This window comes from Nonomuraea sp. MG754425, from assembly GCF_021699195.1.
Taxonomy (GTDB): domain Bacteria; phylum Actinomycetota; class Actinomycetes; order Streptosporangiales; family Streptosporangiaceae; genus Nonomuraea.
On the sequence record NZ_SSXE01000002.1, the window covers coordinates 47,462 to 73,103 of the forward strand.

The following is a 25,642-nucleotide window of genomic DNA, read 5'->3' on the forward strand; positions in this document are numbered from 1 at the left end:
GATCACCTCTCGGGGATGAGTTCGATGGTCGCGGCCCGCGCGCCGGGATTCACGACGCTGCCGATGACGCCGTCGCCGTAGCGGCGGTACTTGGTGCGGTAGACCCCGTCGATCCGCTCGTGCAGGGCGGGATCGGCGGCGGCGAAGGTCACCTCGGCCGCCACGCCGCCGGCCGAGACGCGGCCCCGGCGCAGGGTCTGGGCGCCGCGGTACCAGGCTCCGGCCGGGCCGTTCATGCAGCGGACGTACAGCGCGTCGCCGACGCGGACGACCCAGATCGTCACCGAGTCGCGCAGGCTGCCGTCGGCGCGGCGGGAGGCGAGGTCGAGTTCGTCCGCCTCGCCGATCGCGGTGAGCTCGTCGCCGGTCCAGGTGGTCATGGTGCTCCTTGTGGCTGGATGAGGACCTTCAGCGCGGTGCGGTCGTTCATCGAGCGGTAGCCGTCGGGCGTCTGCTCCAGGCCGACCGTCCGGTCGAAGACCCGGCCCGGTTCCACCGTGCCGTCCAGCACGCCGGGCAGCAGTTCGGCGATGTAGGCGCGGACGGGTGCGGGGCCGCCGGTCAGGGTGACGTTCGGGCCGAACAGGCTGCCGAACCCGATCGGCGCGTCGTCGTACTGCGGCACGCCGACCCGGCTGATCACCCCGCCGGGACGGACGATGCCGAACGCCGTCTCGTAGGCGTCCAGGTGACCGACCGCCTCCAGCACCGCGTGCACGCCCCGGCCGCCGGTCAGCTCGCGCACCCGCTCGACGCCTTCCGGCCCGCGCTCGGGCACCACGTCGGTGGCGCCGAAGTCGATCCCGAGCTTGGTGCGCTCGTCGTGCCGGCCCATCAGGACGATCCGCTCGGCGCCCAGCCGCCGCGCCGACAGCACCGCCAGCAGCCCGACCGCGCCGTCCCCGATCACCGCGACCGTGCTGCGCGGGGTGAGGCGGGCCTGCCTGGCGGCGTGGTGGCCGGTGCCGTACACGTCGGCCAGGGTCAACAGCGACGGCAGCAGCTCGCTGTCCTCGCCGACGGGCAGCCTGACCAGGGTGCCGGCGGCCTGCGGGACGCGGATCGCCTCGGCCTGCCCGCCGCCGACGCCGCCGGCGGCCCAGAAGCCGCCATTCGGGCAGGAGGTGTGCAGGCCCTCCCGGCACAGGTCACAGGTGTTGTCGGCGTACGCGAACGGCGCCACCACCAGGTCGCCCCGCCGGAGCCCGGACACCTCGGCGCCGAGCTCCTCGATCACGCCGATGAACTCGTGCCCCATCGGGACACCCGGCCCAGAAGCGGGCCCAGAGGCGGGCCCAGAGGTCGGCATCGAGCGGTACGGGTGCAGGTCGCTGCCGCAGACGCACGAGCGCACGATGCGGACGATCGCGTCGGTGGGCAGCCGCAGGACCGGGTCGGGCGCGTTCTCCACGCGCACGTCGCCGGCGCCGTACAGGAAGGTGGCTCGTATCAAGGTTCGTTCCGTCTCTCGTCTTCGTCTCGGGCCTACCCGTGGGCGGGTCAAGGTCCGGGTTCGCCGGAGGTAAATCCGTCCAGGCCCTGCCTGGCCTCCCATCCAACGCGCCGCGGCGGGCCGGCGGCAGGGTCTGCTGTTACAGGTAACGGCAGAACCCCTCAGCGGTCAGCGGGCACCGGTGACCGTGACGGCGAGGCCGGGGGCCGCGGCTCCGGCCAGTTCGGCGGCGTCGGCCCGCGCCGCGTCCTCGGCCACCACGATGCTCACCCGATCGGGTCGCATGGCGGCGTGGACCACGGCGTGGCGAGCGGCCACGGCCTCGTACGCGGCGATCGCCCCGGTGGGCAGGGCGCCGTGGAAGTCGGTCCCGACGAAGCCGCCCGGCCGCACGCCCCGCCCGGTGGCGACCTCCAGGGACAGCACGTTCGACGGGCGGCGGTGCCGCTCACCGCCGGTGACCACGTCCTGGAACAGCGTCAGCGCGCCGGCGGTGGTGGCCGCGGTGAGCGTGATCCGCCAGCGGACGGTCCCCTTCGTGGACGCGTCGTGGATGTCGCCGGTCAGCAGCCGGTCGTCGGCCGTCAGCGACCGCCACAGCGCCAGCGCCTCATCGGTGCGGCTCCGGTCGGCGAAGACGGTGAAGGTGACGGCGTCCGCCGTGATCCGGCCGGTGATCGCGCGGCGCCGGGCGACGTACCGCCGCAGGCCGTCGGCCAGTTCGGTCACGCGGGCGGCCGGCGTGCCGTCCTCGACGAGCAGGGTGCCGCTCGCCGTGCCGGCGAAGGGCAGCGTGTTGTTCCTGGTCGTGTGGATCTTCGTGACGTCCGGCGTCCCGGCCCAGTCCGCTTCGAAGGTCGCGGCGAGCGCCGTGCCCTTGTCGAGGGCGCAGCCGCCCGGCGGGAACAGGCCCCGCAGGAACGCGATGATCAGCGGTCCGTCTCGTCGCAGAGTCGTTCCCCCAGGTCGCGGTCGGCGCTGCTCGCCGAGGAGCACCGTAGCAGGCCCGTCACTGGTAACGCTTGATCACTCCGTCGGCGAGGGTGTCCACGGCGGCGGCGAGGCTGGTCCCCGCGGCGTCCAGGCGGGTCAGCAGCAGGGTCACCTTGACGGTGTCCTGGGTCAGCGGGGCCGCCAGCACCTCGGCCACGGCGAGCTGGTACGAGGCCCGCACCCCGGGCTTCTTCGCGCCCCGCGCGGCCTCGGCGGCGGCGCGCGGACGGGTGGGCAGCAGCCGGGCCGCCTCGGTGAGCTGCTCGATGCCGGCCGACAGCGCCTGGAGCAGGCGCACGAACGACGGGTCGGGCGGCGCGGCGTACAGGTGCAGTTCCCTGACGAAGTCCCGTACCGCGTCGAGGACGTCGTCGATGGCGCGGGAGAAGCGGAACAGGTCCTCGCGGTCGATGGGCGAGGTGAGGCTGCGGCGCATCTGGCCGACCAGCGCCGCACGGGCCTCGTCACCCTCGTGCTCCACCTCGGCCATCCGCGCGCGGGCCGCCGCCGGGTCGATCTCCCCGGTGGCCGACGCCGTGGCCAGCCCCACGCCCGCCGCGGTCGCGCCGAGCTGCGTGATGATCTGCTCGGTCAGGATCCGGTCGGTCCGCCCCGACAGATCACGGAACAACGACCTCACCGCGCCACCCCGCCAACCACGGCGCCGGCCACCGCGGCGCAGGTCAGGGCCATGGGCAGGGTGAGCAACCAGGCCGTTCCCAGGTGAAGTACCGCTCGCCATCTCACTCTCCTCGTTCCGCGGGCCAGGCCGGTGCCGATCATCGCGCCGGACAGGGACTGGGTCATGCTGACGGGGGCGCCCAGCAGGGCGGTGCCGAGCACCACGGCGGCGCCCGACGTCTCGGTGACCACGATCGCGCTGGTGTCCGCCGCGGCGAGCCCGCCGCCGATGCTGGCCGCGAGCCGGCGCAGGCCCAGCACGGCCCCGGCCAGGAAACAGCCGGCCAGCAGCGCCTGCGCCCCGACCGACGTGGCGGCCAGGCCGGGGGTCACCGCGTGGACGGCGGCGTACACGGCCAGCAGCTTCTGGCCGTCGTTCGCGCCGTACGCCACGCAGGTCGCCAGGAAGGCCGCGACGTGCATGCGGCGCAACCGCTCCCCCGCCCCCTTGCGCGCCGGCAGGATCCCGACCAGCCAGGTGACCGCGCGCGCGGCGAGCATCCCCGCGAACGGCGCGACCGCGGCGGCGGCCAGCACCGCCGCCACCAGGGACCAGTCGACCGCGGCCCCGGCCCCCAGCCCCGCCCCCGAGACGCCGCCGATGAGCGCGAGCGTCAGGCTGGTGGGCAGCCGGCAGGTGGCCAGGACCACGGTGACGAGCACCGCCGCCGCGATCCCGGCCAGCAGCGGCGCCTGGTCGCCCTCGAACGACACCAGCCGCGTGCTGAGCGTGGCGGCCACCGCCGTGCCCACGGCCAGCGGCGCGGCCACGACCGCCAGTCCCAGCAGGAGCAGGGCGGTGATCGGCCGCAGGCCGCGTACCCGCAGCCCGAGGCCGATCACCGCCCCCGCGTCGTTGAAACCGGTGAACAGGGCGAACAACGCCGTCGCGACCAGCGCCGTCAGGAGGGCCCTCCCGGGCTGGTCTGGGAGCCGGCGCCGCTGTCGCTGACCGGCCCGGTCGCGCCGGAGTCACGCAGGTCGTTGCCGGTGTACCAGGTGCCGGTGCAGGCGGCGGTGACGGACAGGCCGTAGGCGGCCTCGTTCCCGCTGCCCCGCCGCCGCACGGTGTTGCCGACCAGGCTCGTCCGGTTGGCGTTGTTGCTGACCCGCAGCCCCGCGACCGTCCCGGCCGTGACGCCCGCGCCGAGCACGGTGTTGTCCCGCACCGCGACGTCGGAGATCTGGTCGGTGATGCCGATGCCGTACGCGCCGGAGTCCTTGATGATGTTGCCGGTGATCAGGCTGCCGTCGCTGCCGAGGTGGGCGACGATGCCCTCCTTGCCGGGCTGCTCGACGGTGTTGCCGGAGACGACCGTGCGCGGCGAGTTGTTGATCCGGATGCCGACGCCGTCGGTGCGGGCGGTGTGGTTGCCGGACACGATGGCGTGGTCGGTGCGGAAGACGGTGATGCCCTCCATCTTGACGTCCTGGATGGTGTTGCCGTCGATGACCAGGCGGCTGGTGCGCGACTCGTTGAGCCTGCCGACGCAGATCGCGGCGTCCGTCGGACGGCCGGCGGCCTCCTGGACGCCCGTCAGCCCGCGCAGGCTGTTGCCGCGCACGATGATGTTGGCGCTGGGCTGCACCCCGGCGGGGCCGATCTGGATGCCGCCGCCGCCGTTCACGATCTGGTTGCCCTCGACCAGCGCGTCCAGCCAGTCGTAGACGCGGATGGCCCACTCGGTGCAGCCCTCGGCGTAGTTGCCGACCACGCGCAGCCCGGTGTGCTGGTGCCCGTTCGGGCCGCCGTGGGAGCCGGCCAGCCGGGGGAAGGACGGCAGGGTCTCCGACGGGCCGCAGTAGCACCCGCTGACCTCGATGTCCTGGCAGCCGTAGAAGTCGGGGGCGCCGAACAGGCCGAAGTGGCTGGGTCCGCCGGCGTAGTCCATCTGGATGGCCTCGGAGTAGCCGCGGTTGCCGTCGGGGTCGGAGAAGCCCAGGAAGCGGCAGTTGACGACCCGCGCCGACTTGACGCCGCACAGCTCGATCGCGTGGTGGCGCTGCACGTCGCGGATGGTCACGTCGTAGACGAGGATGTTGGTGCCGTGGCTGAGCCCGAAGCCGGCCCCGCTGGCGCCCACGGCTCCGGCGTTGACGTCCCACACGCCGCCCTGGATGACGATGTCGGACTCGCCGTCCCACTTGGTGGCGGTGAAGTCGCCCAGGACGCCGTTGCCGAGGAGGGCCGGTCCCGCCGTGCGCTTGACCACCGTGGCCGGGGTCGCGAGGACGGTCGTCTTGGAGAAGACGCTGAGCATGGTCGAGACCAGGTAGGTGCCGGGCGGCAGGTAGACGGTCTTGCCCTTGCCGGCGTTGAGCGCGGCCTGGATGGCGGCGGTGTCGTCGGTCGCGCCGTCGCCCACGGCTCCGTGGTCGCGGACGTTCACCACGAGGGGGTCGGCGACCACTGCGGGGGACGCCGACCCCGACGGGCTGGACGGCGGGGTCGGCTGCTCCGAGGGGGTCTCCTGCGGGGCGGGGGACGCCGCGGCGGTGGCCGCCGTCGCCATCGCGGCGGCGGAGGCGGTGCCGCCGACGACGGCGAGGCGGAGCAGGTGACGCCGGTCTAAGGGCTGCATGTCGGTTCTCTCCAAACGGTGTGAGGGAGGGGCTCAGCAGGGGTCGGGGCCTCGGGTCAGCGCGCCGGGAGGTACAGGTGGACGTTGCGGTCCGCCACGGAGCCTTCCGCGCCGCGCCGCCCGGCGCGCACGCCGTCGTTGTAGGCCAGCTCCCGGTGCAGGGCGGCGAGCTGGACGGGGTCGGCCAGGTCTCCGGAGACGCCGGCCGGGGCGGCGTGGTCGATCATGGTGCTGGTCAGCCGGATCTCGCCGGTCGGCTCGATCGCGATCTCGATGAGGCGGGCCTGGCTGGGCCAGTCCGTGATCGAGGCCGTGGTCACCTCGTACAGCCCGCCGCCGCCCGGCCCGAAGTGAGCGGTGACCCGGTTGGCGTGGTGGTGGCCGTTGAGCCAGAGCACGACGTTCGGGCAGCGCAGGGCCGTGGCCAGGACCTCGGCGGCGTAGGCGCGGTCGGCCTCCTGGTCGGGGCAGACGCCGTACCGGTTGTTCATCGAGGCGGTCGCGTGGTGCGAGGCCAGCACCACCAGCGGGCCGTCCGGCCCGCCGGCCCGGGCGAGCTGGTCCTCCAGCCAGGCGAGCTGCCGCTGGTCCATGCTGCCGTCCCAGTGGCCGGGAGGGTGGTTGGTGTCCAGCGTGAGCACCCGCAGCCCCGGCACGGGGTCGAAGGCGTGGTAGCCGGTCCCGTCGCGCAGGTTCTCCTCGGTGAACCCGTGGCCGAGATGCCTCCTGATCAGCTCCGTCCGGCTGGCGAAGGCCCGCTCCGGCACGGCCGGGACCGGGCGCGAACGGCCGGAGAACAGCGCGGCCGGCTCGGCCAGCAGCGTGTCGAGGCCGCCGGGAACGCCGTCGGGCAGTTCGACCGGTTTGCGGGGGCCCGTCACGAGGTCACCCAGGCTCGCCTGGCCCGCGCTGGCACCACCGATCAGCAGGTCATGGTTGCCCAGGCAGCCGAGCCAGGGGTGGCCGAGCGGAACGGCGGTGAACGGGGCGGACGCCAGGTCGAGCAGCCCCGGATGGGTGGGAAAGCCCCATCGCCGCTTGTACCGGTCGTCGCCGGGGTCGGGCCGCCAGTACCAGTCGTCGTCCCAGTCCGGGCGCTGCGGGCCGTGGTAGGCGGGCGCGAGCCGTACCTCGCCGCCGTCGAGGAGCGCCAGGTAGGCGTCCAGCTCGTTCGTCTGGCCGTTGTCGATGTTGTCGCCGGTCACCACGCAGACGTCGATGGGCAGCCCGGCCAGGGTGGCGACCATCGACCTGACCGCGTGCGCGGTGAGCAGTTCCTGCGGGCGGAACACCCAGTCCACCGCGCCGCCCCATTCGGGCCGCCCGGCCCCCGACCGCATCGCGAAGTCGAGGCGGGCGGGCGAGCCGGGATCGACCACGTGCAGGTCGGTCAGGTGGGCGAGGGTGGCCACGACCCGGCCGCCGCCCCGGCCGGGGACGAGCGGCGGCGTGAAGTCCCAACGCGACCGGTGCGGCTCGGCGGGGCCGGGCCGCAGGCGCCGGTACGCCTCGTCGGTGCCCCCGCCGAGCGGCTCGCCCGGCAGCAGTGTGCTCATTTCACCGCTCCTGTGGTCAGCCCGCGGACGATGTGCCGCTGGAAGGCGTAGATCATCACCAGCATCGGGATGATGGCCATGACGACCCCGGCCAGGATGAGGTTCGGCGCCCGTTCCTCGACCGAGTTGAGCTGCGCCAGCCCGATCTGCAGGGTCTGCATCGACGGGGTGTTGGTGACCAGCAGCGGCCAGAAGTAGTGGTTGTAGGTGCCGATGAAGGAGTAGACGGCCAGCGTCCCGAGCGCCGGTCGTGACAGCGGCACCAGGATCGACCACAGGAACCGCAGGTGCCCGCAGCCCTCGACCTTGGCCGCCTCGTACACCTCCCTGGGGAAGGTCATGAAGAACTGCCGCATCATGAACGTGCCGAACCCGCTGGCCAGGAACGGCAGGATGAGCGCGGGGAAGGTGTTCACCAGCCCCCAGTCGGCCATGGTCAGGTAGTTCGGGATGATCGACGCCTCGGCCGGGATCATCATCGTGGACAGGAACAGCCCGAACGCGAACCGCCTGAACGGGAAGTGCAGGAACGTGAACGCGTACCCGGCCAGCACGGACGTCACGAGGATGCCCGCCACCACGCAGAGCGAGACGACGATGCTGTTCAGATACTGCCGGGCCAGCGGCACCGCCTGCAGCACGCCGGCGAAGTTCTCCCAGTTCAGCCCGGTCGGGAAGAGCGCGGGCGGGAAGCGGGTGAGATCCTCCTGGGTCATCAGCGAGCCCGCGACCGTGTAGTAGAGCGGGAAGATGACGACCGCCAGCAGCAGGGTCAGCCCGGCCAGGATGGACGCCTTCCTCATCCGTAGAACACCTTCCGTTGCAGCAGCCGGAACTGGATGATCGTGATCACCATGACGAGCACGAGCAGCACCACGGCCTGCACGGACGCCAGGCCGTAGTCGCTGGTGCCGAAGGCGAACGCCGACTGGTAGAGGCCGTAGACCAGGGTCGTGGTCGCCCCGTCGGGGCCGCCGCCGGTGAGGATGTTGATCTCGCCGAAGGTCTGCAGCGAGCTGATCGTGGAGACCACGAGCAGGAAGAACATCGTCGGGCTGAGCAGCGGCAGCACGATGCGCCACAGCAGCGTCCAGCGCCCCGCGCCGTCGGTGCGGGCCGCCTCGAACAGCGACTCCGGGATGGCCTGCAGGCCGGCGGAGAAGACGAGCATGGCGTAGCCGAGGTCGCGCCAGACCGACACCAGGGCCAGGCTCGGCAGCGCCGTCGCCGGATCGGTCAGCCACTCGACCACCGGCAGCCCGGCCCAGTCGAGCAGGCCGTTGAACAGGCCGACGCTGGGGCTGTAGAGAATGTCGAAGACCACCGCCGCCGCGGCGGCGGAGAAGGCGAACGGCGTGGCCATCAGCGTACGGAAGAAGCCGATGCCCGGCACCCTGGCCTGCAGCACGAGCGCCAGGAACAGCCCGAGCAGCAGCGTGGGCAGCACGGTCAGCACGACGAACGCGAGCGTGACGAGCAGCACCCGCCGCAGCGCCGGGTCGGAGAAGAAGTCCCCGTAACGGTCCAGTCCGACGAACCCGGTGACGTTGCCGAAGATGTCGCTCGCGGCCACGCTCAGCCAGATGGTCCTGGCCAGCGGGTAGAAGCCGAACATCACGAACACCGCGGTGGCGGGCGCCAGGAAGCACAGTGCCACCACGATGTCCTTGCGCCGGTACCGCCCGCCGGGCAGGGAGGCCGTGCTCATGGTGTCCCCACCCACGTACGCCACAGCTCCTCGGCCGAGCTCGGCGGGGCGGCCAGCACGCCGTGCAGCGGCACGTCGTCGTGCGGGCCCTCGCGGTCGTAGATCAGCGCGCCGGACTCCCTGGCGATCAGCACGCCGGCCGCCACGTCCCACGCGTTGTAGTGGCCGGGCAGCACCACGCCCGCCGCCCGGCCGACGCCGACGGTGGCCAGCGCGAGCGCGCACGATCCCATGATCCGGGTGGCTCCGCAGGTGGCGGAGACCCGGGACAGGTAGTCGTACATGCCGGGCCAGGCGTCCTGCCGGGACCACTCGGTGAGCAGCACGCCGCCGGTGAGCGCGGCGTCCTCGGCGCAGCGCACCGGCTCACCGTCGATCCGGGCGCCGCCGCCGCGTACGGCGCTGAAGATCTCGCCGCGGTACACGTCGGCGACCACGCCCACCGCGGCGCCCTTCGCGTCGCAGGCGGCCAGGCTGAAGGCCACCCAGGGCACGCCGTGCACGAAGTTGGTGGTGCCGTCGATCGGGTCGAGGTACCAGGTCACCTCGGCCTCCCCGGCGTCGGCGCCGTACTCCTCGCCGACCACGCGATGGCCGGGCAGCAGGCGTCGCAGCTCGCCGCGGACGTGCCGTTCCACCTCCCGGTCGAACGAGGTCACCCAGTCACCGGCGTTGATCTTGGTCTCGGCGGTGGCGGGGTCGGGACGGCCGGCCGCGATCACCCCGACGGCCCAGGTGGCGAGTTCGACGGCCAGGTCGTGCCACTCCTCCAGCGGGGCGCTCATGCGACGCTCGGCAGGTCGTTGCTGATGAGACCCTCGACGCCGAGCGATCTGGCCCGTTCGGCGTCGGCGCGAGTGTCCACCGAGTACGTCCACACCTGGTAGCCGCGTTCGCGCACGGCCTGGCACACGGACTCGGGGAAGCCCTTCCACGGCAGGTTGATCGTGCTCGGCCGCAGCCGGTCGAGCAGGTCGGGCCCGGGTGGCTCGGTGCCGGACCAGGACAGGATGATCTCCGCGCCGGGCAGCGCGTCCCTGACCACGCCGAGCACGTCGGGGGCGCCGATGAAGCAGGAGCGGTCCAGGGCGTCGTAGCGGCGCAGGCTCTCGACGATGGCCGGGACCAGGGCGGGGTCCTTGCCGTCCACGACCAGCCGCAGGTCCACTTTCTCGGCGACCTCGTCCAGGGTGGCGATCCGGGCGTCGGGGTGCTCGGCGCAGCGCAGCTCGCGCAGTTCCGCCACGGTCAGCTCACCCACGGGCGACGGGCGTCCCCAGAAGCGTTCGAGTGTGCGGTCGTGCAGCAGCACCGGGTGCCCGTCGCGGCTGGCGCGCACGTCGAACTCCACCGCGTCGGCGCCCAGTTCGCGCGCCAGCCTCAGAGACTCGGTCGTGTTCTCCAGCAGTCGCAGGGGTGCGCCACGGTGACCAATCAGGATCGGCAAGGGGTCTCCTCGTCACTGTCCGACGGACTTGTTGTAGGACTCGATCGCCGGCTTGATGGCCGTCTCGGCGTCGGCGATGGCGGTTTCCGGCGTGGCCCGGCCGAGGATGACGCTCTCCACGATGTCGTTCATCTTGTCTCTGGCCTGCGGCATCGCGCCCATGAGGCAACCCTGCGCCGCGGGGACGTCGGCCGCCGCGCGCAGTTCCTCGGCGGGCTTGGCGAAGTCGGGGTAGGTCTTCAGCACCTCCTTGAAGGTCTCGGTCTCCTGGGCCTTGCTGTTGACCGCGATGTAGCCGGTGCTGGTGGACCAGGCGGCCTGGGCCTCGGGGGAGGCGAGGTACTTCAGGAAGTCGAAGGCGGCGTCCTGCTGCTCCTTGGGGTGGCCGGCGAGGGTCCAGATCGAGCCGCCGCCGTTGAAGACGCCGCCCTTCCCGGACTCGGCGTCGTCGGGCCGCACGTAGTTCGCCACGCCGACCTCGAACTTGGAGCCGCTGATGATGTCGCGCAGGTTCGCGGAGGTGAAGGGGAGCATCGCGGCCCGTCCGGCCTGGAACGCGGCGGAGGCGTCGGTGTTGTTACGCCCGACGTTGAGCGCCACGCCGTCCTTCACCGAGGTGGACCAGAAGTCGACGATGCCCTTGAGCGTCGGGGTGTTCCAGTTGACGGCGGTGGCCGCGGACGCCCGTCCGTTGCCCGCGTCGCAGTACTCGACCCCGGCGTTGGCCAGGAGTTGCTCGACGAGCCAGCCGTCGATGGAGGCGACGAAGCCGTACCGGCTGGTGGAGTCGCCGGACTTGACGGTGAGCTTCTTGGCGGCCTTGGCCATCTCGCCGAGTGTGGTGGGCGGCTTTTCCGGGTCGAGGCCGGCTTCCTGGAAGGCGTCCTTGTTGTAGAACAGCAGCGGGGCGGAGGCGTTGAAGGGCAGCGACTGCAGCTTGCCGCCCATCGTGTAGTAGCGGGCGATGCCCGGCTCCAGGTCGTCGAGCGAGAACCCGCCCGCCTGGGCGAGGTCGGCGAACGGCACGATGGCCTTGGTGTCGACCATCAGCCGGGTGCCGATCTCGAAGACCTGCACGAGGTTCGGGGTCTGCCTGGACTGGATGGAGGCGCGTAGCTTGGTCAGCGCGTCGTTGTACTTGCCCTGGTAGATGGCCTGGACCCGGATCTTGCCGGAGTTCTTGCCGTTGAAGTCCGCCACGAGCTTGGCGACCGCTTCGCCGTTCTTGCCGGCCATCGAGTGCCAGAACGTGACGGTCTGGCCGCTGAACCCATCGCCTCCTGCGCCGCAGGCGGTCACCGAGGTGACCATGACGGCGGAGACGGCCATGGCGATGCCGCGCAGGATCCTGCCGGGGGGCATTTGTCCTCCTGGGAGGGTGACGAGCGGCCGCTCCGGGCCACCCGCGAGGATGTTGCTTCGGTGCTACATCTAACAAACCAGATGTGAACTTCGCAATGGTTTTGTCGCAATGGCGTCCTGCATGTAACATTCGTCCATACCAGACGAGGCCGCAACGAGCAGGACCTGCCGGGATGAACACTCGGCGGTGCTGGGATGGACATGTTATGAAAACATCAATCCTGTGAGCATCCCGGGCGCCAGGGGCCGTGCCTATGCTCGTTTCGTCAGCAGATGATCACAGGAGAGCGATGTCTGAAATCAAGAACGGGCTGGGGAGCAAGCGGGCCCAGCGCCAGGCCGACATCGCCGAGTTCGTGCTCCAGAACGGCTCGGCCACGGCCGCGGACCTCGCGGAGCGCTTCGCCGTGAGCACCATGACCATCCACCGCGACCTCGACGAGCTCGAACGCCAGCGCATCGTGCGCAAACACCGCGGCGGCGTCAGCGTCCAGCCGTCGAGCATCTTCGAGTCCAACGTCGCCTACCGGATGCGCAGCGCCGTACGCGAGAAGCGCACGCTGGCGCGGCGGGCGCGCGAGCTGATCGAGCCCGGCATGGCCATCATGATCGACGGCTCGACCACCACGCTGGAGCTCGCCCGGCTGCTCGACGACGACATCCCGCTCACGGTCGTCACGAACTTCATGGGCGCCATCTCGGTGCTGCGCGACCTGCCCAACATCCGCCTGATCGCGCTGGGCGGCGAGTGGTACCGGCCGCACGAGTCGTTCCTCGGGGTGCCGTGCATCGAGGCGATCGACGCCCTGCGCGTCGATCTGCTGTTCGCCTCGATCTCGGCGGTGTCCGGCGGCTTCACCTACCACCAGGAGCAGGAGGTCGTGCTGGTCAAGCAGGCCATGATGCGCGCCGCCCAGCGCAGCGTCCTCATGGTGGACCACACCAAGCTCGACCGCGTGGCCCTGCACCGCGTCGCCCCCCTGTCGGCCTGGGACCTCGTGCTCACCGACGACGCCGCGCCCGAGCGCACTCTTCAGGAACTGCGCGATCAGGACATCCCCTACAACGTGGTGCCCTCCGAGGAGGACTAGCGCGCGAAGGGCCCCGGCGCGACCGTCTATGCTCCAGCCACGGGAACCGAGCACGGCGACGAACGGACACCAGTGGCGTACACACTCCAGGAAGCCGGGACGAACGGACCACGCGCAGAGCTGACGGCGGCATGAGCGGCATCGGCAGGTGGAGCCTCGGCAGCGGCGTCGTGCTGCTGGTCGTGGCCGTGCTGTGCGCGGTGCTGAAACTGATCCCGGTCGCGGTGATCACCGGGTGCCTGAGTGTGATCGCGCTCAGCATGGCCGGGTACGACGCGATCTACGCCTGGCTGGAGCGGGCGGACCTGCGCCGCCGGGCAGCCAGGGCCCGCCGGGACGACCGCCAGGGCCACTGACCGACGGGCGTGCCGCCCACTCGCTGACGCACCCGGGCTCATGACCGGCCCCTTCATGACCGGCCCCTTCACGACCGGCGCTGCCGGCATTTCTCCATGACGCGAGCCAGTTGCAGAGATATGGTTATTGCAACCGATATGCAAGTAGGAGTTCGGAGGACAGACGTCATGGGCCAGTACACCCTTCCCGACATGCCCTACGACTACGCGGCACTGGAGCCCGCGATCACCGGCGAGATCCTTGAACTGCACCACGCCAAGCACCACGCCGCCTACGTCAAGGGCGCCAACGACACCCTGGAGCAGTTGGCCGAGGCACGCGACAAGGGCGAGTTCGGCGGCCTGGTCGGGCTGGAGAAGACGTACGCGTTCCACCTTTCCGGCCACGTCCTGCACACGATCTTCTGGCAGAACCTGTCCCCCGACGGAGGCGACCGCCCCGACGGCGAGCTGAGCGCGGCCATCGCCGAGCACTTCGGCTCCTTCGACGCCTTCAAGAAGCAGCTCACCGTGGCCACCGCCACCGTGCAGGGCTCGGGCTGGGGCGTGCTGGCCTGGGAGCCGTTGGGCCGCCGGCTCGTGGTCGAGCAGGTCTACGACCACCACGGCAACGTCGGCATGAACACCACCCCGCTGCTCGTCTTCGACGCGTGGGAGCACGCCTACTACCTGCAGTACCGCAACGTGCGTCCGGACTACGTCGAGCGGCTCTGGGACCTGGTCAACTGGAACGACGTGATCGCCCGCTACGACGCCGCCACCGGCGCCTAGCCCGATGCCGGCGACGCCCGCCCGGCCCGAGCTTGGTCCGCGGGGCCAGACCGATGCGCTCTTCGGGCACAGCTTCTCCGATGTCCACGAACCCTGGCGCACCCTGTTCTCCACCCCCGCCTTCGCCCCGCAGCCCCACCTGGATTTCATCGACCGCGTCGAGCTGACCTACCGGCGGCTGCACGACGTCAACGCCGCCATCGACGACGTCGCCAAGTTCGTCGACGACCCCCGGCGCCTGGCCGCCTTCCACGAATGGGCGGGTGCGGTCGACGGCGGGCTGGCCGCCGTCGCCGGCATCCACTACAACCTGTTCCTGGGCAGCCTCGCCGACCACGGACGCTCCCTGACCGGCTACGAACGCCTCGAACGCATCGGCACCTTCCTGTGCACCGAACTCGGTTACGGCAACAACGCCGCCCAACTGGAGACCACCGCCGTACGCGACCGGGACGGCTTCGTCCTGCACACTCCCGGTCCGGCCGCCGCCAAGTTCATGCCCAACACCAGCCCGGCGGGCGGGCCGAAGACCGGCGTCGTCGCCGCCCGGCTCATCGTGGAGGGGGCCGACGAGGGCGTCATGCTGTTCCTCGTCCCGATGGACGCGCCCGGCGTCCGGGTACGGCTGCTGCAACCCCGCATCGGGCCCGCGATCGACCACTGCCTGACCACGTTCACCCACGTACGGCTCGGCCCCGACGCCCTGCTGCAAGGCCCCCAGGGCCGTTTCGCCCCCGACGGGACCTTCCGCAGCGACATCGGCAACCGCCGCCTGCGGCTGCTCGCCTCCATCGCCCGCGTGACCATCGGCAAGTTCTGCATGAGCGCCGCCGCGCTCGGCGGGGCCCGGCAGGCGCTCGCCCTCGCCGTCCGCTACGCCCACATCCGCCACGCCGCGGCCCTCACCGGCCGCAACGCCGACCAGGTGCCCTTGTGGAGTTACCGCTCCCACCACGCCCCGCTGCTGGAGGCGCTCGCGACCGCGTACGCCGCCACGCTGCTCCACCGCACCACGCTCGCCCGCTGGGAGGACGCGCTCATCACACCCGGCGCCGACCGCGAGGACGCCGAGATCCACGCCGCCCTCACCAAGGCGTGGATCACCTGGCAGGCCCGGCAGATCCTGATCGAATGCCGCGAACGCTGCGGAGCCCAGGGCCTGTTCCCCGTCAACGGCCTGGCCGACTACCTGGCCACCATCGAGGGGCCGATCACCGCCGAGGGCGACAACCTGCCCATCCTCGTCAAGGCCGCCGCTCACCTGATGATGGGCCACGAGGGCGGGTCGCCCGCCGGGCCACCGCCGCACACCTCACCAGTCGACCCCGACTTCCTCCAGTACGCGCTGCGCCAGGGCGAGGACCTGCACCGCCGGCGGGCCCGCGCCGCCCTGCGCGCCCCCGCCGAAGGAACCCTGTCCCGCTGGAACCACGCCACCGGGCCCGCGCTGCGGCTCGCCGAGGCCACCGCCGCCCGGCTGGCCGCCCAGTCCCTGCTGGACGCCGCGCGCGCCTCGCCCAGCGCGCGGGCCGCCGGCCTGCTGCTGACCCTGCACCGGCTCCTGGCCATCGGCCTGCTCGTGCCCCGGACCGGTGACCTCCTCGCCGCCGGCCACCTGCGTCCTGACCACATCGAGCAGTTGCACGCCGCCCGCGAACAGGCCCTCACCGAACTGGCCCCGCACGTGACGACGCTCATCGACGCCTTCATGATCCCCGAGGACGTCTTCGCCCGGCATCCGATCGCGCTGCCCGACTGGGACAAGTTCGTCGAACGCATCCCCGCGGCCCTGGCCGGACCTGCGGAATGACGGCGTCATTACTCTGCGTTTAAGTTACCTTACTCTTGGTTATCGCGAAGGGGGTGGCCGTCCCACCCCGACAACAGAAAGGCAGAGCCTCCATGAACGCCTTCTTCCTCGACAAAATGCACAAGATCATCCAGCTCCTCGACGACAACGGGGACGGCGCCCTGACCCTCGACGACTTCTACGGAGCCGCCGACCGCGTCACCCTCGCCTTCGGTCACACCCACGGCTCGCAGGCGCACCACCTCATCAGGGACGCCTACACCCAGATCTGGGACAAGACCTACGCCCCGATGGACTCCGACCAGGACAACATCCTCACCTTCGACGAACTCGTCGACGCCCACCACGACGCGCTCCACGACCCCACCACCGGCTACGAGCACTTCCGCCCCCTCGCCCAGGCGTTCCTCACCCTCGCCGACGGTGACGGCGACGGCGTCATCAGCCGCCACGAGTTCGTCCAGACCATGATCCACGCCTTCCGCCTGACCGAGGACGCGGCCCGCGACGCCTTCGACGCCCTCGACGAGACCGGCGGCGGCGACCTCACCCACGACCAGGTCCACCTCGCCGCCAAGGGATTCTTCTGCACCGACGACCCGGGCGCCTACGGGGCCGGCCTCTTCGGCCCCATAGCGCCCGTCCGGGCCTGAGCGCCCAGGCGCAGCCCGATCCCGGCGTGCGGCCCCGGCCCGCGCCCCCCGCACGCCGGGACGCACCCCCCACAGACAACCGGTGCCGGTCAGTCCGCGAACGGCTCGCGCCGCATCGACCGGCAACTCGTCAGCAGCGCGACGCCGAGCGGCGTGACCGTGTGGATCACGTGGCCGCCGGACCTGCGGCTGACGATCAACCCGGCCTCCCGCAGCACCTGGGTGTGCTGGCTCACCCCGGAGGGCGAGATCCCGTGGCGGCGGGCCAACTCCCCCGTGGTCGCCCCATCCACGGCGGCCCTCAGGATGGCGGCCCTCGTGGGCCCGAGCAGCCGCGCGTCCGGACGGCCGGACGGCTCCTTCGGCATGGCCAGCGGGTGGTCCCGCTCGATCGGGTACACCAGCACCTGCGGCAGGTCGGGATCGGCCAGCGGCACCGGCGCGCCCCAGCAGAAGTACGACGGGATCAGCACCAGTCCCCGCCCGTCGAGCCGCACGTCCCGATCGACCGGATGGTCCATGCTCAGCACTGGTGGCCGCCACCGGATGACCGGACGGAAGCCGGCCAGCAGGTGGCCCACCCCGCCGTCCAGGAAGGCGCGCCCGCGCCTGGCCCGGTCGGCGTCCACCATCCCCTGGATCTCGGACCAGTACGGCGCGACGGCGGCGTCGAAGTAGCCGCACATGGCGTCGCGCAGGTGGTGAAAGGCGTCCACGCGGCCGTCGGCCAGCCCCCACGCCCATGACGGCGTGCCCGTCCTGGTCGCCAGCTTGTCCAGTTCCCTGCGCAGCAGCGCGCGTGGCGTGCTCAGCACCGCGTCCACCCCGGCGCCCAGCCCGTGCGCGCCGTCGGGCGGGGTGAGGAAGTCGGGGAAGTACGAGGAGCCGGCCGGGAAGAGCGGGGACAGCACGCGGCGCACCATGCCGAGACCGTCGCGTCTGGCCAGGTCGTGGCGGGCCCGGCCGCGCCAGGCGGCGAACGACCCCCTGCCGTTGCGTCCCGCCAGCCGGAACATGCTGAGCGCGATCTCCCACAGCGGATCGGCTGTCGGGGCGATGCACGTACGGGCGAGGTCCTCGTCGGTGAAGTGGATGCGCAACATTGCCCGAGGCCGCCTCCCCACGTACTGGCTGGGCTTTTAAGCCCTGACTGCAATGCCTGGACCCGCGCGGGCCCCTCGATGACGATTGTCAGCCAACGGGGCGAAGCGGGTAAAGGGCAGGCGCATGGTGGTGCGGTTCCAGGTTCTCGGACGGGTCGGGGTCAGCGTCGGCGGGCAGCCACTCGATCTCGGGCATCGTCAGCGCGAGTTGCTCGCGGTCATGCTGCTGCGCGCGAACGACACGGTCACCGTGGACCGGCTCGTGGAGATCTCCTTCCCGGCGCGGGCGCCGTCCTCGGCCCGCCGCCAGATCCAGAACACCGTCGGACGGCTGCGCCGGGCGCTGGCCGGAGCCGGCTGCCCCGACGTGATCGCGACCGTGCCGGGCGGCTACCGCCTGCGGGCCGGGCCCGACACGCTCGACCTGCTGGAATGGGCCGCGCACGCCGAGGCCGGACGGCAGGCGGCGGCGCAGGGCAGGCGGCCGGAGGCCGTCCGGTCGCTGCGCCGGGGCCTGGCCCTGTGGCACGGCCCGCTGCTGGCCGGGATCGAGCACGCGGGGCTGACGGCCGAGACCGCCGGCATCGAGCAGGCCCGGGTCGCCGCGCTGGAGGAGTGCCTGGAACTGGAGCTGCAGCTCGGCCGCCACCGCGAGCTGCTGCCCGAACTGGCCGCGCTCACCGGCGAGCACCCGCTGCGCGAGGGCCTGTGGGCGCTGCGCATGCTCGCCCTCTACCGGTGCGGGTCCAAGGCGGAGGCGCTGGAGCTCTACCGGACGGCCCGCGCCACGTTCGTGACCGAACTCGGCCTGGAGCCCGGACCGCCGCTGCGGCTGATGGAACGAGCCGTGCTCACCGACGACGCCTCCCTGCACCTGGACCGGCCGCGGCGGCGGCCCTGCCAGTTACCCGCCGACGTGCCCGACTTCACCGGACGGGAGCGCGACGCGCTCGACGTGACCGCCGCGCTGCTCCCCCGTCAGGCGAGCCCCGCGGTGGCGGTCGCGGTCGTCGCGGGCCGGGCCGGGGTGGGCAAGACCACGCTCGCCGTGCACGTCGCGCACCAGGTGGCGGACCGCTTCCCCGACGGCCGGCTGTTCGCCCGGCTGCGCGCCGTGCCCGACCGGCGGGTGGAGCCGGGAGAGGTGCTCGCGGACTTCCTGCGCGCGCTGGGCGAGCCCGTACAGGACCTGCCCGACGGCGTGGACGGACGGGCGGCCAGGTTCAGGGAGTGCCTGTCGCGGCGGCGGGTGCTGGTGGTCCTGGACGACGCCCTCGACGAAGCCCAGGTCCGCCCCCTGCTGCCGGGCGGCGCGGGATGCGCGGTGCTGATCACCGCCAGGCCGCGGCTGGCCGGCCTGCCCATCACGGGCCGGGTGGAGCTGGAGGAGCTGGAACCGGCCCAGTCCGTACGGTTCCTGGCCAAGGTCGCGGGTCCCGACCGGCTGCGCGCGGAGCCGGAGGCCACCGCCCGCCTCGTCCGGCTCTGCGGGAACCTGCCGCTGGCGCTCAGGATCGCCGGCGCCAGGCTGGCCGGCCGCCCGCACTGGCGGGTCGGCCACATGGTGGACCGGCTGCGGGACGAGCGCCGCCGCCTCGACGAGCTGACCCACGGCGACCTGGCGGTCCGCAGCAACCTCGCGCTGTCCACCGCCGGGCTCGACCCGGCCGCGCTCCGGCTGCTGTCCGCGCTGGCCCAGGCCGACGCCCCTGAGCTCCCCGGATGGGCGGCCCTGGCGGTGAACGGCACGCAGGACCTCCTCGACAGCCTCGTGGACGCCCAGTTGCTCCAGGTCGCCGGGCACCTGCGCTACCGCCTGCACGACCTCGTCCGCCTGCACGCCCGCGAGCTGGCGGCCCCTGACATCACCCCCATGCTGGGCGGCTGGCTCGCGCTGACCGAGCGGGCGCACCGCGCGGCCCATGGCGGCGACTTCGCCGTCCTCCACGGGACCGCTCCCCGCTGGGACCCGCCCGGCTCGGAGCTCGCCGAGACCGACCCGCTGTCCTGGTACGAGACCGAGCGGCCGAACATCGTGGCCGCCGTCCGCCAGGCCGCCGCGCTCGGCCTCGACGAGCTCTGCTGGGACCTGGCCGTCAGCGCGGTCTCGCTGTTCCAGACGCGGGGCCACTACGACGACTGGGAGCAGACGCACCGGGTCGCGCTGCTGGCCACCCGCGCGGCCGGCAACACCCGCGGCTCGGCCGCCCTGCTCACCGGGCTGGGCCTGCTGGAGTCCTACCGGCACCGCTACGAGCCCGCCGCGGCCGCCGTCGAGGAGGCCCTGCACCTGTTCGAGCGCTGCCACGACCGGCACGGCTGGGCGCTCGCCCGCGCGGTGGCCGCCTTCACCGCGGGCATGCGGGGCCTGTACGCCGAGGCGGTCGCCCAGTGCGGTTCCGCGCTGCACGCGATCCGGGAGGTCGGCGACGCGGGCGCGGAGATCCTCGTGCTCAGGCTGCTCGGCCAGCTCCTGGTGGACGTCGGCCATCTCGACTCCGCCCGTCCTTACCTCGACGAGGCGCTCGCCGCCAGCAGAGCACTCGGCCGGCACACCCACCCCGAGGTCGTCTACCGCATCGGCGAACTGTTGCTCGGCTCCGGCCGGCTCGACGAGGCCGAACAGTCCTTCACCGACCTGCTCGCCACCGTACGCGACCTCGGCGACCTGCGCGGCGAGGCGTTCGCCCGCTACGGCCTGGGCTACCTGCACCTCGAACGCGACCGCCACGACACCGGCGAGGAGTACCTCCACCAGGCCATCGAACTGGCCGGCGCGGTGGACGAGCCGCTGGTCGAGGCCAAGGCGTGGCTGGCGCTCGGCGCGGCCAGCAGAGCCCGCCACGACCACGAGACCGCGCTGCGCCGGCTCAGCCGGGCGCAGCGGCTCACGACCGCCATCAACGCCCCCATCTGGCAGGCGCGCGTGCTGCACCAGCTCGCCGGGGTGCACAGCGAACGCGGCGCCGAGGACGCGGCGGCCTCGGCCCACGCGCAGGTCCGCGAACTGCTGGCCGCCATCGGAGCCACCGACCCGGACGTCCACGCCGGCGTCCCCGGCCGGCGGTTATGACCGGATGATGACGGCGATCGGCATGCTCGGAGCACACGAGCGCCCGGCGAGGAGGGCCTCGCGAAACGTACTCCAGCGGAAGGAACACGCGCGTGCGGACACCCAGACTGCAACGACCCTGCCAGGAAAGCTCAAGATCGTCCCGTCTCCGCCGGACGGCGCTCGCCCGTGTCACCGGCGTCGCCCTGGCGGCGACGGTCGCGACCGCGAGCGCCCTCATCTTCGCCCCGCCGGCTCAGGCATCGCCGAGCCAGTGCCGCCTGCAGAAGCTCACGATCAACGGCCAGCTTTCCGGCGCCAGGAGCGTCTGCCTTTCGGGCACGGGCAGGCATCAGGCCTGGGCCGTGTGTGCGGACGACGAATTCATCTGGGGGCCGCTGCGGAGCCCCGGCACGCATTTCTGGAACGTTTCGTGGGTCGAGTGCTCGCGTCTGGGGCTCTTCCGCAAGGCGAAGATCGTCGGCCAGTCGTTCACCAACAAGTAGCAGTGATCACGGGGTCAGGGCGCGGGGAGGCGCAGGGGTGGGCGGTGGGCCCAGGTGGCCCAGCGCCAGAGCCACTCCGCGGGGCCCTGGCGGTAACGTGACCAGAGGGTGCAGAACAGCCACTGGGCTGCCAGGATGGCTCCCGCCGTCCAGTACGCCGCCGTCAAGGAGTGGCCGATCGGCAGGCCATCGCGAGCAGCGCCATGAGCCGGCGCAGCAGGACCAGCCGCGGCCGGGGGACGCGGTTCGCGGCGGGCTCCATCAGTAGCGCGAACCCGACCCCGAACAGCAGGGAGAAGACCGGCAGCCCGAGCCAGGGATCCCACTCGCCCATGGGCCGCACCACGACGCCTCCCCCGCCGTCGCCACGGCACCGGCCGCCGATCCCGGAATGTGATCTTCACAGCGCATGCGCCCATCCTGCGGACCCGGCCCGGCGCCCGCCTCGGCCGCAAGGCCGGGCTCGCGCTCCGGCGGCGGTACTTTCGGCTGATCCGGCTGGGCCGGGTCGGCACGGCAACCAGAGGCGGGCCCGCGAAATCCCGGCTTGAGCCTGACCCGAGGTCAAGGTGCACCCTCGCATCATGAACGACACCGAACTGACGAAGTCGGCCTGGACCGGCATGGTGCCGGTCGACGACACCGAGCTGGCCGTCACCGACACCGGCGGGTCCGCGCCCTGCGTCGTCTACCTGAACGGCTCCTACGCCAGCCGGCGGCACTGGCGTCCCGTCATCGCCGAACTCGGCTCCGGCTGGCGGCACCTCAGCTACGACGAGCGGGCCCGGGGCCGGTCGAAGCGCTCGGCGGACTATTCGTTCGAAGCCTGCGTCCGCGACCTCGACGCCGTGCTGCGGGCCAGGCGGGTGCCGCGCCCGCTGCTGGTGGGCTGGTCGTACGGGGCGTTGCTGGGGGTGCACTGGGCGGCCCGGCACCCCGACCGGGTCGCCGGGGTGGTCGGGGTGGACGGCCCCTATCCGGTCGGCTGGACCGACGAGGCCGGCCACGAACGCGTCCGGCGGCTGTTCCGGCGCTTGCGGTGGGCGTTGCCGGTGATGCGCCTCATCGGCAACGCCGCGCGGATGAGCGCCGAACAGCACGCCGAGGTCAACATCGAGGCCCACAAGATCCACGCCGCCCTCGAACCGGTCCTGGACGGCGTCACCGTCCCGATCCGGTACGTGGTCGCCTCGGGCGAGGCGTTCGGCAGCTCCGGTACCTTGCAACAGGACATGCGCGCCACCCTCGACCCGCTGCTCGCCCGCAACCCGAACCTGAAGGTGGGCGCGAAGGTCGCCAGCAACCACGGCTCCATCGTGCGCAAGGATTTCCGCGCGATCGCCGAAGTGGTCCGCGGGCTCGGACAGGAAGTCGGTTGAACGGATGACGATCGGCGTCACGATCGGCCAGGCGGCGGCGTTCGCCGGCGTCACGATCAAGACCGTGCGGCACTACCACAAGCACGGCCTGGTCGAGGAGCCGCGCCGCGATTCCTCCGGCTACCGGCGCTACGGATCGGCCGAGCTGTTGCGGCTGGTCCAGGTCCGGACGCTGGCCGCGGCCGGCGTGCCGTTGGCCGAGATCGGGCCCCTGCTCGACGCCGATCCCGAACGGTTCGCCGGCATGCTCGTCGACGTCGAGCAGCGGCTCACCGACCGCATCGACGAGCTGATCGCGCGGCGCGACACGCTGCGCCGGCTGGCCGGCGGCGACCGGGCCCTGCTGCCCGACCGGGCCTGCGCGCTGCTGAACCGCACCGCCGCCCTCGGCTTCACCGCGGAGCAGGTGGCGATCTACCGCGAGAGCCTGGTGCTGGTCAGGGCCCTGGTCCCGGACGGCTTCGACGCCTACCTCGCCCAGGTCGAGGACGCCTTCGACGACACCCGGTTCGTCGAGCTGGTCAGGCGGTGCTGGGTCGCCAAGGACTGGGAGCCGGACGACTCCCGGATCGAGGAACTAGCCACCGCCATGGCCGAGCAGTTCCTCGCCAACCGGGCGCTGCTCACGGTCTCGTCCGATTTCCAGGCCCGCATCGACACCACCCGCTACGGCCTGCTCAACCACTTCGGCGAGGACCACGAACCGACCATGGCCCGGCTGACCGCCCTGGTCGAGGCGAAACTCCGCTCCGCCGGTGTGCGCATCCCGCACCAGTGACGCCGGGCCCTGCGGTGAGGTCAGCGCGAATGAACCTCGTCGTGGGCCTCCTCGACGGAGGCGCCGGACATGAGCGCCTCGACTCCGTCGGCGAATTTGCGGCATTCGAGGAGGTCCTCGTGCGGGCAGCACAGGCCGTGGGCGATGGCGGTCCGTGCCGCCTGCGCCTGGGCGATCCGCTGCTCCAGCTCGGTGAGCTTGCGCCGGTACAGCTCCCGCCAGCCGTCACCGGACGCCGAACGGGCCTCGATGAACCCGTTGGCCTCGCGCAACGTGAAACCGACGTTCCTCAGCAGCAGCACCAGCCCGACCAGCCCGACCGCCGAGGGCGGGTAACGCCGCTGCCCCGAGACCCGGGCGGGGGCGGGCAGCAGGCCGAGTTCCTCCCAGTAGCGCAGCGCGGAGGTGGCGACGCCCGTGCGGCTCGCCAGTTCGCCGATCGTCAGTTGCTCGCCCATTGACTTCAAGCGTACTTGAAGCCGTTGACTGGCGATCATGCAGACAGGAGACACATCGCTCAAGCAGCACGTGATCAGCAGGCTGGTGAGCCAGGCGCACCGCCCACGGGGCGTCGTCGGGTGGGCGACCGGCTGGATGTTCGCGTTGCGTCCCTCCAACCGGCAGCGCAACGTCTGGGCGGTGTCGTTGCTGGAGGTGCGGCCGACCGACCGGGTGCTCGAGGTCGGCTTCGGTCCGGGGATCGCCATCACCGAGTTCGCCCGCCGCGCCACCAGGGGCCGCGTCTTCGGCGTCGATCACTCGCGGACCATGGTCCGGCAGGCCACCCGTCGCAACGCCGCCGCCGTCCGCGCCGGTCGCGTGCGCCTCACGCGCGCTTCCGTGGAGCGGCTGCCGAGCTTCGACGGTCCGCTCGACGTCATTCTCGCCGTGAACTCCGCGGGGTTCTGGCCCGAGCCGGTGGATCGGCTCCGCGAGCTGCGCCACCTGCTCCGTCCGGCGGGACGCATCGCGCTGGTCAGCCAGCCCCGCTGCCCCGGCGCCACCCACGACACCACGGACCGGGCCGCCCAGGAGCTTCGGGACCTGCTCACCCGGGCCGGATTCACCGGCCTCCGGGTCGAGACCCTCGACCTGGACCCGCCCGTCGCCTGCGTGCTCGCCGTCAATCCGGCCGACCCCTCGTGAGGGATCCGGGGGTGACGGAGGGACGGCCCGGTTGCGCGTGACCGGGCCGCGATCGGCGGATGCCGGGTGAACCGCTAGCGGTTCTTGATCTGGCCGCGCTCGATGATCCACGTCAGGTTCGTGGAGCTGCTGGAGCAGTCGCGGTACAGGTACGCGGGCACCTTCCCGGACGAGGTGTTACCACCGCTGTCGAGGCAGTACCCGGTCGCCACGTTCTTGATCTGACCCCGCTCGATGACCCACCGCAGGTTCGCGGAGGAGCTGGAGCAGTCGCGGTACAGGTACGCGGGCACCTTCCCGGACGAGGTGTTACCACCGCTGTCGAGGCAGTACCCGGTCGCCACGTTCTTGATCTGACCGCCCTCGATGACCCACCGCAGGTTCGCGGAGGAGCTGGAGCAGTCGCGATACAGGTACGCGGGCACCTTGCCCGACGAGGTGTTGCCACCGCTGTCGAGGCAGTACCCGGTGGCCGCCGCGGCGGCCGGTGAACCGGTGGCGATCAGGCCGGCCGCGGCCGGGGCGATCAGGGCCGCCGCGAAGGCGGAGAACTTGATGAGGGACATGGATCTCCTTCGTGCTCGTGGACTTCCCCCCACGGCGCTTCGCCTGGGGGTGCTGCCGGGTTTTTCAGGGTGCTGCTCGACGGGGCACGACGAAGATCTGATCCGTGATCAGGCGGGTGTCCGCGAACAGCAGACCAAGTATGCGCCGTCCGTAGTCGTCTGGCTACTGAATGTCAGGAGAGGCCATGCGGCCGGGATCGCGTCGATCGGCGGAACGCTCGTCTCGCATTTTCGGCCGTCACACGCTTTCGACCTGGCCGAATTCGCGACCGCGCCGAAACGACCGGCCGTGAGCGCTTCGCGCGAATCGGCGTCCCGGCGTGCGTACACCGCCCGCGACCAGCGGTTTTAACCGTGAATCGCGAGCTTCTTGACCAAGAGTCGCGAACCATTGACAAGGATATTTCACCCAGTTGTAGTGAATTTCGGATTCATCACTCCATGCGGGAGGAAGGTGCTCATGCAGCCGGCCGAAACGGATCAGAGTGTCGACGAGGTATTCGACTTGGTGATCGGCGACCTGGAGAAGGAGATTCCGCCACTGGCGTCGCCGACGAACTCGGGCAGCGGCACCGCCTGCGGTACCTGCGCGGGCCAGTACTGCTGCTGACGTGACGGGTGGTGCCGCCGGACGACGGCACCACCCGCT

General features: G+C 72.0%; 29 protein-coding genes. 12 read left to right on the forward strand and 17 right to left on the reverse strand.

Going from position 1 to position 25,642, the window contains the following annotated elements:
• Positions 1-2: 2 nt before the first annotated feature.
• The 12 genes from FAF44_RS00870 to FAF44_RS00925 form a co-directional block, all read right to left on the reverse strand.
• Positions 3-380 carry a DUF2255 family protein gene (locus tag FAF44_RS00870; protein ID WP_237101007.1) on the reverse strand — a complete coding sequence of 126 codons (378 nt, stop codon included), beginning with the start codon at positions 378-380 and terminating at the stop codon, positions 3-5.
• Positions 377-1,450, reverse strand: coding sequence for an alcohol dehydrogenase catalytic domain-containing protein (locus FAF44_RS00875; RefSeq protein ID WP_237101132.1), 1,074 nt, complete (start codon positions 1,448-1,450; stop codon positions 377-379). The genes FAF44_RS00870 and FAF44_RS00875 overlap by 4 nt, the downstream gene beginning before the upstream one ends.
• A gap of 171 nt (positions 1,451-1,621) precedes the next feature.
• Positions 1,622-2,449, reverse strand: coding sequence for a hypothetical protein (locus tag FAF44_RS00880; RefSeq protein ID WP_237101008.1), 828 nt, complete (start codon positions 2,447-2,449; stop codon positions 1,622-1,624).
• Positions 2,450-2,462: 13 nt separating this feature from the next.
• Positions 2,463-3,086, reverse strand: a complete 624-nt coding sequence (locus FAF44_RS00885) for a DUF47 domain-containing protein (RefSeq protein WP_237101009.1) — start codon at positions 3,084-3,086, stop codon at positions 2,463-2,465.
• Positions 3,083-4,009, reverse strand: coding sequence for an inorganic phosphate transporter (locus FAF44_RS00890; RefSeq protein WP_237101010.1), 927 nt, complete (start codon positions 4,007-4,009; stop codon positions 3,083-3,085). Before FAF44_RS00890 ends, FAF44_RS00885 begins: the two co-directional genes overlap by 4 nt.
• Before the next feature lie 20 nt (positions 4,010-4,029).
• Positions 4,030-5,709, reverse strand: coding sequence for a right-handed parallel beta-helix repeat-containing protein (locus tag FAF44_RS00895; protein WP_237101011.1), 1,680 nt, complete (start codon positions 5,707-5,709; stop codon positions 4,030-4,032).
• A 56-nt stretch (positions 5,710-5,765) separates the two neighbouring features.
• Entirely contained in the window at positions 5,766-7,265 is a 1,500-nt protein-coding gene (locus tag FAF44_RS00900; protein ID WP_237101012.1) for a metallophosphoesterase, read from the reverse strand.
• Positions 7,262-8,068, reverse strand: coding sequence for a carbohydrate ABC transporter permease (locus FAF44_RS00905; protein ID WP_237101013.1), 807 nt, complete (start codon positions 8,066-8,068; stop codon positions 7,262-7,264). Before FAF44_RS00905 ends, FAF44_RS00900 begins: the two co-directional genes overlap by 4 nt.
• Positions 8,065-8,973, reverse strand: coding sequence for a carbohydrate ABC transporter permease (locus FAF44_RS00910; RefSeq protein ID WP_237101014.1), 909 nt, complete (start codon positions 8,971-8,973; stop codon positions 8,065-8,067). The genes FAF44_RS00905 and FAF44_RS00910 overlap by 4 nt, the downstream gene beginning before the upstream one ends.
• The gene (locus FAF44_RS00915) at positions 8,970-9,758 is read right to left on the reverse strand and encodes an inositol monophosphatase family protein (RefSeq protein WP_237101015.1); all 789 of its coding nucleotides are present in this window, start codon (positions 9,756-9,758) and stop codon (positions 8,970-8,972) included. The genes FAF44_RS00910 and FAF44_RS00915 overlap by 4 nt, the downstream gene beginning before the upstream one ends.
• Entirely contained in the window at positions 9,755-10,420 is a 666-nt protein-coding gene (locus FAF44_RS00920) for a glycerophosphodiester phosphodiesterase (RefSeq protein ID WP_237101016.1), read from the reverse strand. Before FAF44_RS00920 ends, FAF44_RS00915 begins: the two co-directional genes overlap by 4 nt.
• 12 nt (positions 10,421-10,432) lie before the next feature.
• On the reverse strand, positions 10,433-11,782 hold the full coding sequence (locus tag FAF44_RS00925) for an ABC transporter substrate-binding protein (RefSeq protein ID WP_237101017.1): 1,350 nt from the start codon (positions 11,780-11,782) through the stop codon (positions 10,433-10,435).
• Between the two features lie 290 nt (positions 11,783-12,072).
• Between FAF44_RS00925 and FAF44_RS00930 the strand changes: the two genes are divergently transcribed.
• From FAF44_RS00930 to FAF44_RS00950, 5 genes are all read left to right on the forward strand, one after another.
• A complete protein-coding gene (locus FAF44_RS00930) occupies positions 12,073-12,873 on the forward strand; it encodes a DeoR/GlpR family DNA-binding transcription regulator (RefSeq protein ID WP_237101018.1) in 801 nt (266 codons plus the stop codon).
• Between the two features lie 131 nt (positions 12,874-13,004).
• Complete coding sequence (locus FAF44_RS00935) at positions 13,005-13,229, forward strand: hypothetical protein (protein ID WP_237101019.1); 225 nt, start codon at positions 13,005-13,007, stop codon at positions 13,227-13,229.
• A gap of 168 nt (positions 13,230-13,397) precedes the next feature.
• A complete protein-coding gene (locus FAF44_RS00940) occupies positions 13,398-14,000 on the forward strand; it encodes a superoxide dismutase (protein WP_237101020.1) in 603 nt (200 codons plus the stop codon).
• Positions 14,001-14,004: 4 nt separating this feature from the next.
• The gene (locus tag FAF44_RS00945; RefSeq protein WP_237101021.1) at positions 14,005-15,810 is read left to right on the forward strand and encodes an acyl-CoA dehydrogenase; all 1,806 of its coding nucleotides are present in this window, start codon (positions 14,005-14,007) and stop codon (positions 15,808-15,810) included.
• 92 nt (positions 15,811-15,902) lie between these two features.
• Entirely contained in the window at positions 15,903-16,463 is a 561-nt protein-coding gene (locus FAF44_RS00950) for an EF-hand domain-containing protein (RefSeq protein WP_237101022.1), read from the forward strand.
• A gap of 89 nt (positions 16,464-16,552) precedes the next feature.
• Here the strand turns inward: FAF44_RS00950 and FAF44_RS00955 are convergent, their stop codons facing one another.
• Positions 16,553-17,566 (reverse strand): helix-turn-helix transcriptional regulator, encoded by a 1,014-nt coding sequence (locus FAF44_RS00955; RefSeq protein WP_237101023.1) that lies wholly within the window; start codon positions 17,564-17,566, stop codon positions 16,553-16,555.
• 124 nt (positions 17,567-17,690) lie between these two features.
• Between FAF44_RS00955 and FAF44_RS00960 the strand changes: the two genes are divergently transcribed.
• Positions 17,691-20,639 carry a BTAD domain-containing putative transcriptional regulator gene (locus tag FAF44_RS00960; RefSeq protein ID WP_237101024.1) on the forward strand — a complete coding sequence of 983 codons (2,949 nt, stop codon included), beginning with the start codon at positions 17,691-17,693 and terminating at the stop codon, positions 20,637-20,639.
• A gap of 92 nt (positions 20,640-20,731) precedes the next feature.
• On the forward strand, positions 20,732-21,124 hold the full coding sequence (locus FAF44_RS00965; protein WP_237101025.1) for a hypothetical protein: 393 nt from the start codon (positions 20,732-20,734) through the stop codon (positions 21,122-21,124).
• Positions 21,125-21,138: 14 nt separating this feature from the next.
• On the opposite strand, the gene FAF44_RS00970 is transcribed toward FAF44_RS00965, so the two are convergent.
• Both FAF44_RS00970 and FAF44_RS00975 read right to left on the reverse strand, forming a co-directional pair.
• Complete coding sequence (locus FAF44_RS00970) at positions 21,139-21,291, reverse strand: DUF418 domain-containing protein (RefSeq protein WP_237101026.1); 153 nt, start codon at positions 21,289-21,291, stop codon at positions 21,139-21,141.
• Positions 21,288-21,458, reverse strand: coding sequence for a hypothetical protein (locus FAF44_RS00975; protein ID WP_237101027.1), 171 nt, complete (start codon positions 21,456-21,458; stop codon positions 21,288-21,290). The genes FAF44_RS00970 and FAF44_RS00975 overlap by 4 nt, the downstream gene beginning before the upstream one ends.
• A 250-nt stretch (positions 21,459-21,708) precedes the next feature.
• Here FAF44_RS00975 and FAF44_RS00980 point away from each other — a divergent pair, with 250 nt between their 5' ends.
• Positions 21,709-22,503, forward strand: coding sequence for an alpha/beta fold hydrolase (locus FAF44_RS00980; RefSeq protein ID WP_237101028.1), 795 nt, complete (start codon positions 21,709-21,711; stop codon positions 22,501-22,503).
• A 4-nt stretch (positions 22,504-22,507) separates the two neighbouring features.
• Entirely contained in the window at positions 22,508-23,281 is a 774-nt protein-coding gene (locus FAF44_RS00985) for a MerR family transcriptional regulator (RefSeq protein WP_237101029.1), read from the forward strand.
• 20 nt (positions 23,282-23,301) lie between these two features.
• On the opposite strand, the gene FAF44_RS00990 is transcribed toward FAF44_RS00985, so the two are convergent.
• Positions 23,302-23,739, reverse strand: coding sequence for a MerR family transcriptional regulator (locus tag FAF44_RS00990; protein WP_237101030.1), 438 nt, complete (start codon positions 23,737-23,739; stop codon positions 23,302-23,304).
• Between the two features lie 37 nt (positions 23,740-23,776).
• Here FAF44_RS00990 and FAF44_RS00995 point away from each other — a divergent pair, with 37 nt between their 5' ends.
• Positions 23,777-24,427: a class I SAM-dependent methyltransferase gene (locus tag FAF44_RS00995; RefSeq protein WP_237101031.1), complete on the forward strand. Its 651-nt coding sequence runs from the start codon at positions 23,777-23,779 to the stop codon at positions 24,425-24,427.
• Positions 24,428-24,501: 74 nt separating this feature from the next.
• On the opposite strand, the gene FAF44_RS01000 is transcribed toward FAF44_RS00995, so the two are convergent.
• Positions 24,502-24,993 (reverse strand): RICIN domain-containing protein, encoded by a 492-nt coding sequence (locus FAF44_RS01000; RefSeq protein WP_237101032.1) that lies wholly within the window; start codon positions 24,991-24,993, stop codon positions 24,502-24,504.
• Here FAF44_RS01000 and FAF44_RS01005 point away from each other — a divergent pair.
• Together FAF44_RS01005 and FAF44_RS01010 are read left to right on the forward strand one after the other, a co-directional pair.
• Complete coding sequence (locus FAF44_RS01005) at positions 24,992-25,345, forward strand: hypothetical protein (protein ID WP_237101033.1); 354 nt, start codon at positions 24,992-24,994, stop codon at positions 25,343-25,345. The genes FAF44_RS01000 and FAF44_RS01005 overlap by 2 nt on opposite strands.
• Before the next feature lie 108 nt (positions 25,346-25,453).
• The gene (locus FAF44_RS01010; RefSeq protein ID WP_237101034.1) at positions 25,454-25,603 is read left to right on the forward strand and encodes a hypothetical protein; all 150 of its coding nucleotides are present in this window, start codon (positions 25,454-25,456) and stop codon (positions 25,601-25,603) included.
• Positions 25,604-25,642: the final 39 nt, after the last annotated feature.

What these genes read in the sequence shown, in the direction of transcription:
- FAF44_RS00960 (WP_237101024.1), top strand. Translation starts at nt 17,691, where the DNA reads ATGGTGGTGCGGTTCCAGGTTCTCGGACGGGTCGGGGTCAGCGTCGGC.
- FAF44_RS00995 (WP_237101031.1), top strand. Translation starts at nt 23,777, where the DNA reads ATGCAGACAGGAGACACATCGCTCAAGCAGCACGTGATCAGCAGGCTG.
- FAF44_RS00895 (WP_237101011.1), bottom strand. Translation starts at nt 5,709, where the DNA reads ATGCAGCCCTTAGACCGGCGTCACCTGCTCCGCCTCGCCGTCGTCGGC.
- FAF44_RS01010 (WP_237101034.1), top strand. Translation starts at nt 25,454, where the DNA reads ATGCAGCCGGCCGAAACGGATCAGAGTGTCGACGAGGTATTCGACTTG.
- FAF44_RS00955 (WP_237101023.1), bottom strand. Translation starts at nt 17,566, where the DNA reads ATGTTGCGCATCCACTTCACCGACGAGGACCTCGCCCGTACGTGCATC.
- FAF44_RS00930 (WP_237101018.1), top strand. Translation starts at nt 12,073, where the DNA reads ATGTCTGAAATCAAGAACGGGCTGGGGAGCAAGCGGGCCCAGCGCCAG.
- FAF44_RS00915 (WP_237101015.1), bottom strand. Translation starts at nt 9,758, where the DNA reads ATGAGCGCCCCGCTGGAGGAGTGGCACGACCTGGCCGTCGAACTCGCC.
- FAF44_RS00975 (WP_237101027.1), bottom strand. Translation starts at nt 21,458, where the DNA reads ATGGGCGAGTGGGATCCCTGGCTCGGGCTGCCGGTCTTCTCCCTGCTG.
- FAF44_RS00925 (WP_237101017.1), bottom strand. Translation starts at nt 11,782, where the DNA reads ATGCCCCCCGGCAGGATCCTGCGCGGCATCGCCATGGCCGTCTCCGCC.
- FAF44_RS00935 (WP_237101019.1), top strand. Translation starts at nt 13,005, where the DNA reads ATGAGCGGCATCGGCAGGTGGAGCCTCGGCAGCGGCGTCGTGCTGCTG.
- FAF44_RS01000 (WP_237101032.1), bottom strand. Translation starts at nt 24,993, where the DNA reads ATGTCCCTCATCAAGTTCTCCGCCTTCGCGGCGGCCCTGATCGCCCCG.
- FAF44_RS00950 (WP_237101022.1), top strand. Translation starts at nt 15,903, where the DNA reads ATGAACGCCTTCTTCCTCGACAAAATGCACAAGATCATCCAGCTCCTC.
- FAF44_RS00980 (WP_237101028.1), top strand. Translation starts at nt 21,709, where the DNA reads ATGAACGACACCGAACTGACGAAGTCGGCCTGGACCGGCATGGTGCCG.
- FAF44_RS00905 (WP_237101013.1), bottom strand. Translation starts at nt 8,068, where the DNA reads ATGAGGAAGGCGTCCATCCTGGCCGGGCTGACCCTGCTGCTGGCGGTC.
- FAF44_RS00940 (WP_237101020.1), top strand. Translation starts at nt 13,398, where the DNA reads ATGGGCCAGTACACCCTTCCCGACATGCCCTACGACTACGCGGCACTG.
- FAF44_RS01005 (WP_237101033.1), top strand. Translation starts at nt 24,992, where the DNA reads ATGGATCTCCTTCGTGCTCGTGGACTTCCCCCCACGGCGCTTCGCCTG.
- FAF44_RS00910 (WP_237101014.1), bottom strand. Translation starts at nt 8,973, where the DNA reads ATGAGCACGGCCTCCCTGCCCGGCGGGCGGTACCGGCGCAAGGACATC.
- FAF44_RS00870 (WP_237101007.1), bottom strand. Translation starts at nt 380, where the DNA reads ATGACCACCTGGACCGGCGACGAGCTCACCGCGATCGGCGAGGCGGAC.
- FAF44_RS00990 (WP_237101030.1), bottom strand. Translation starts at nt 23,739, where the DNA reads ATGGGCGAGCAACTGACGATCGGCGAACTGGCGAGCCGCACGGGCGTC.
- FAF44_RS00900 (WP_237101012.1), bottom strand. Translation starts at nt 7,265, where the DNA reads ATGAGCACACTGCTGCCGGGCGAGCCGCTCGGCGGGGGCACCGACGAG.
- FAF44_RS00985 (WP_237101029.1), top strand. Translation starts at nt 22,508, where the DNA reads ATGACGATCGGCGTCACGATCGGCCAGGCGGCGGCGTTCGCCGGCGTC.
- FAF44_RS00945 (WP_237101021.1), top strand. Translation starts at nt 14,005, where the DNA reads ATGCCGGCGACGCCCGCCCGGCCCGAGCTTGGTCCGCGGGGCCAGACC.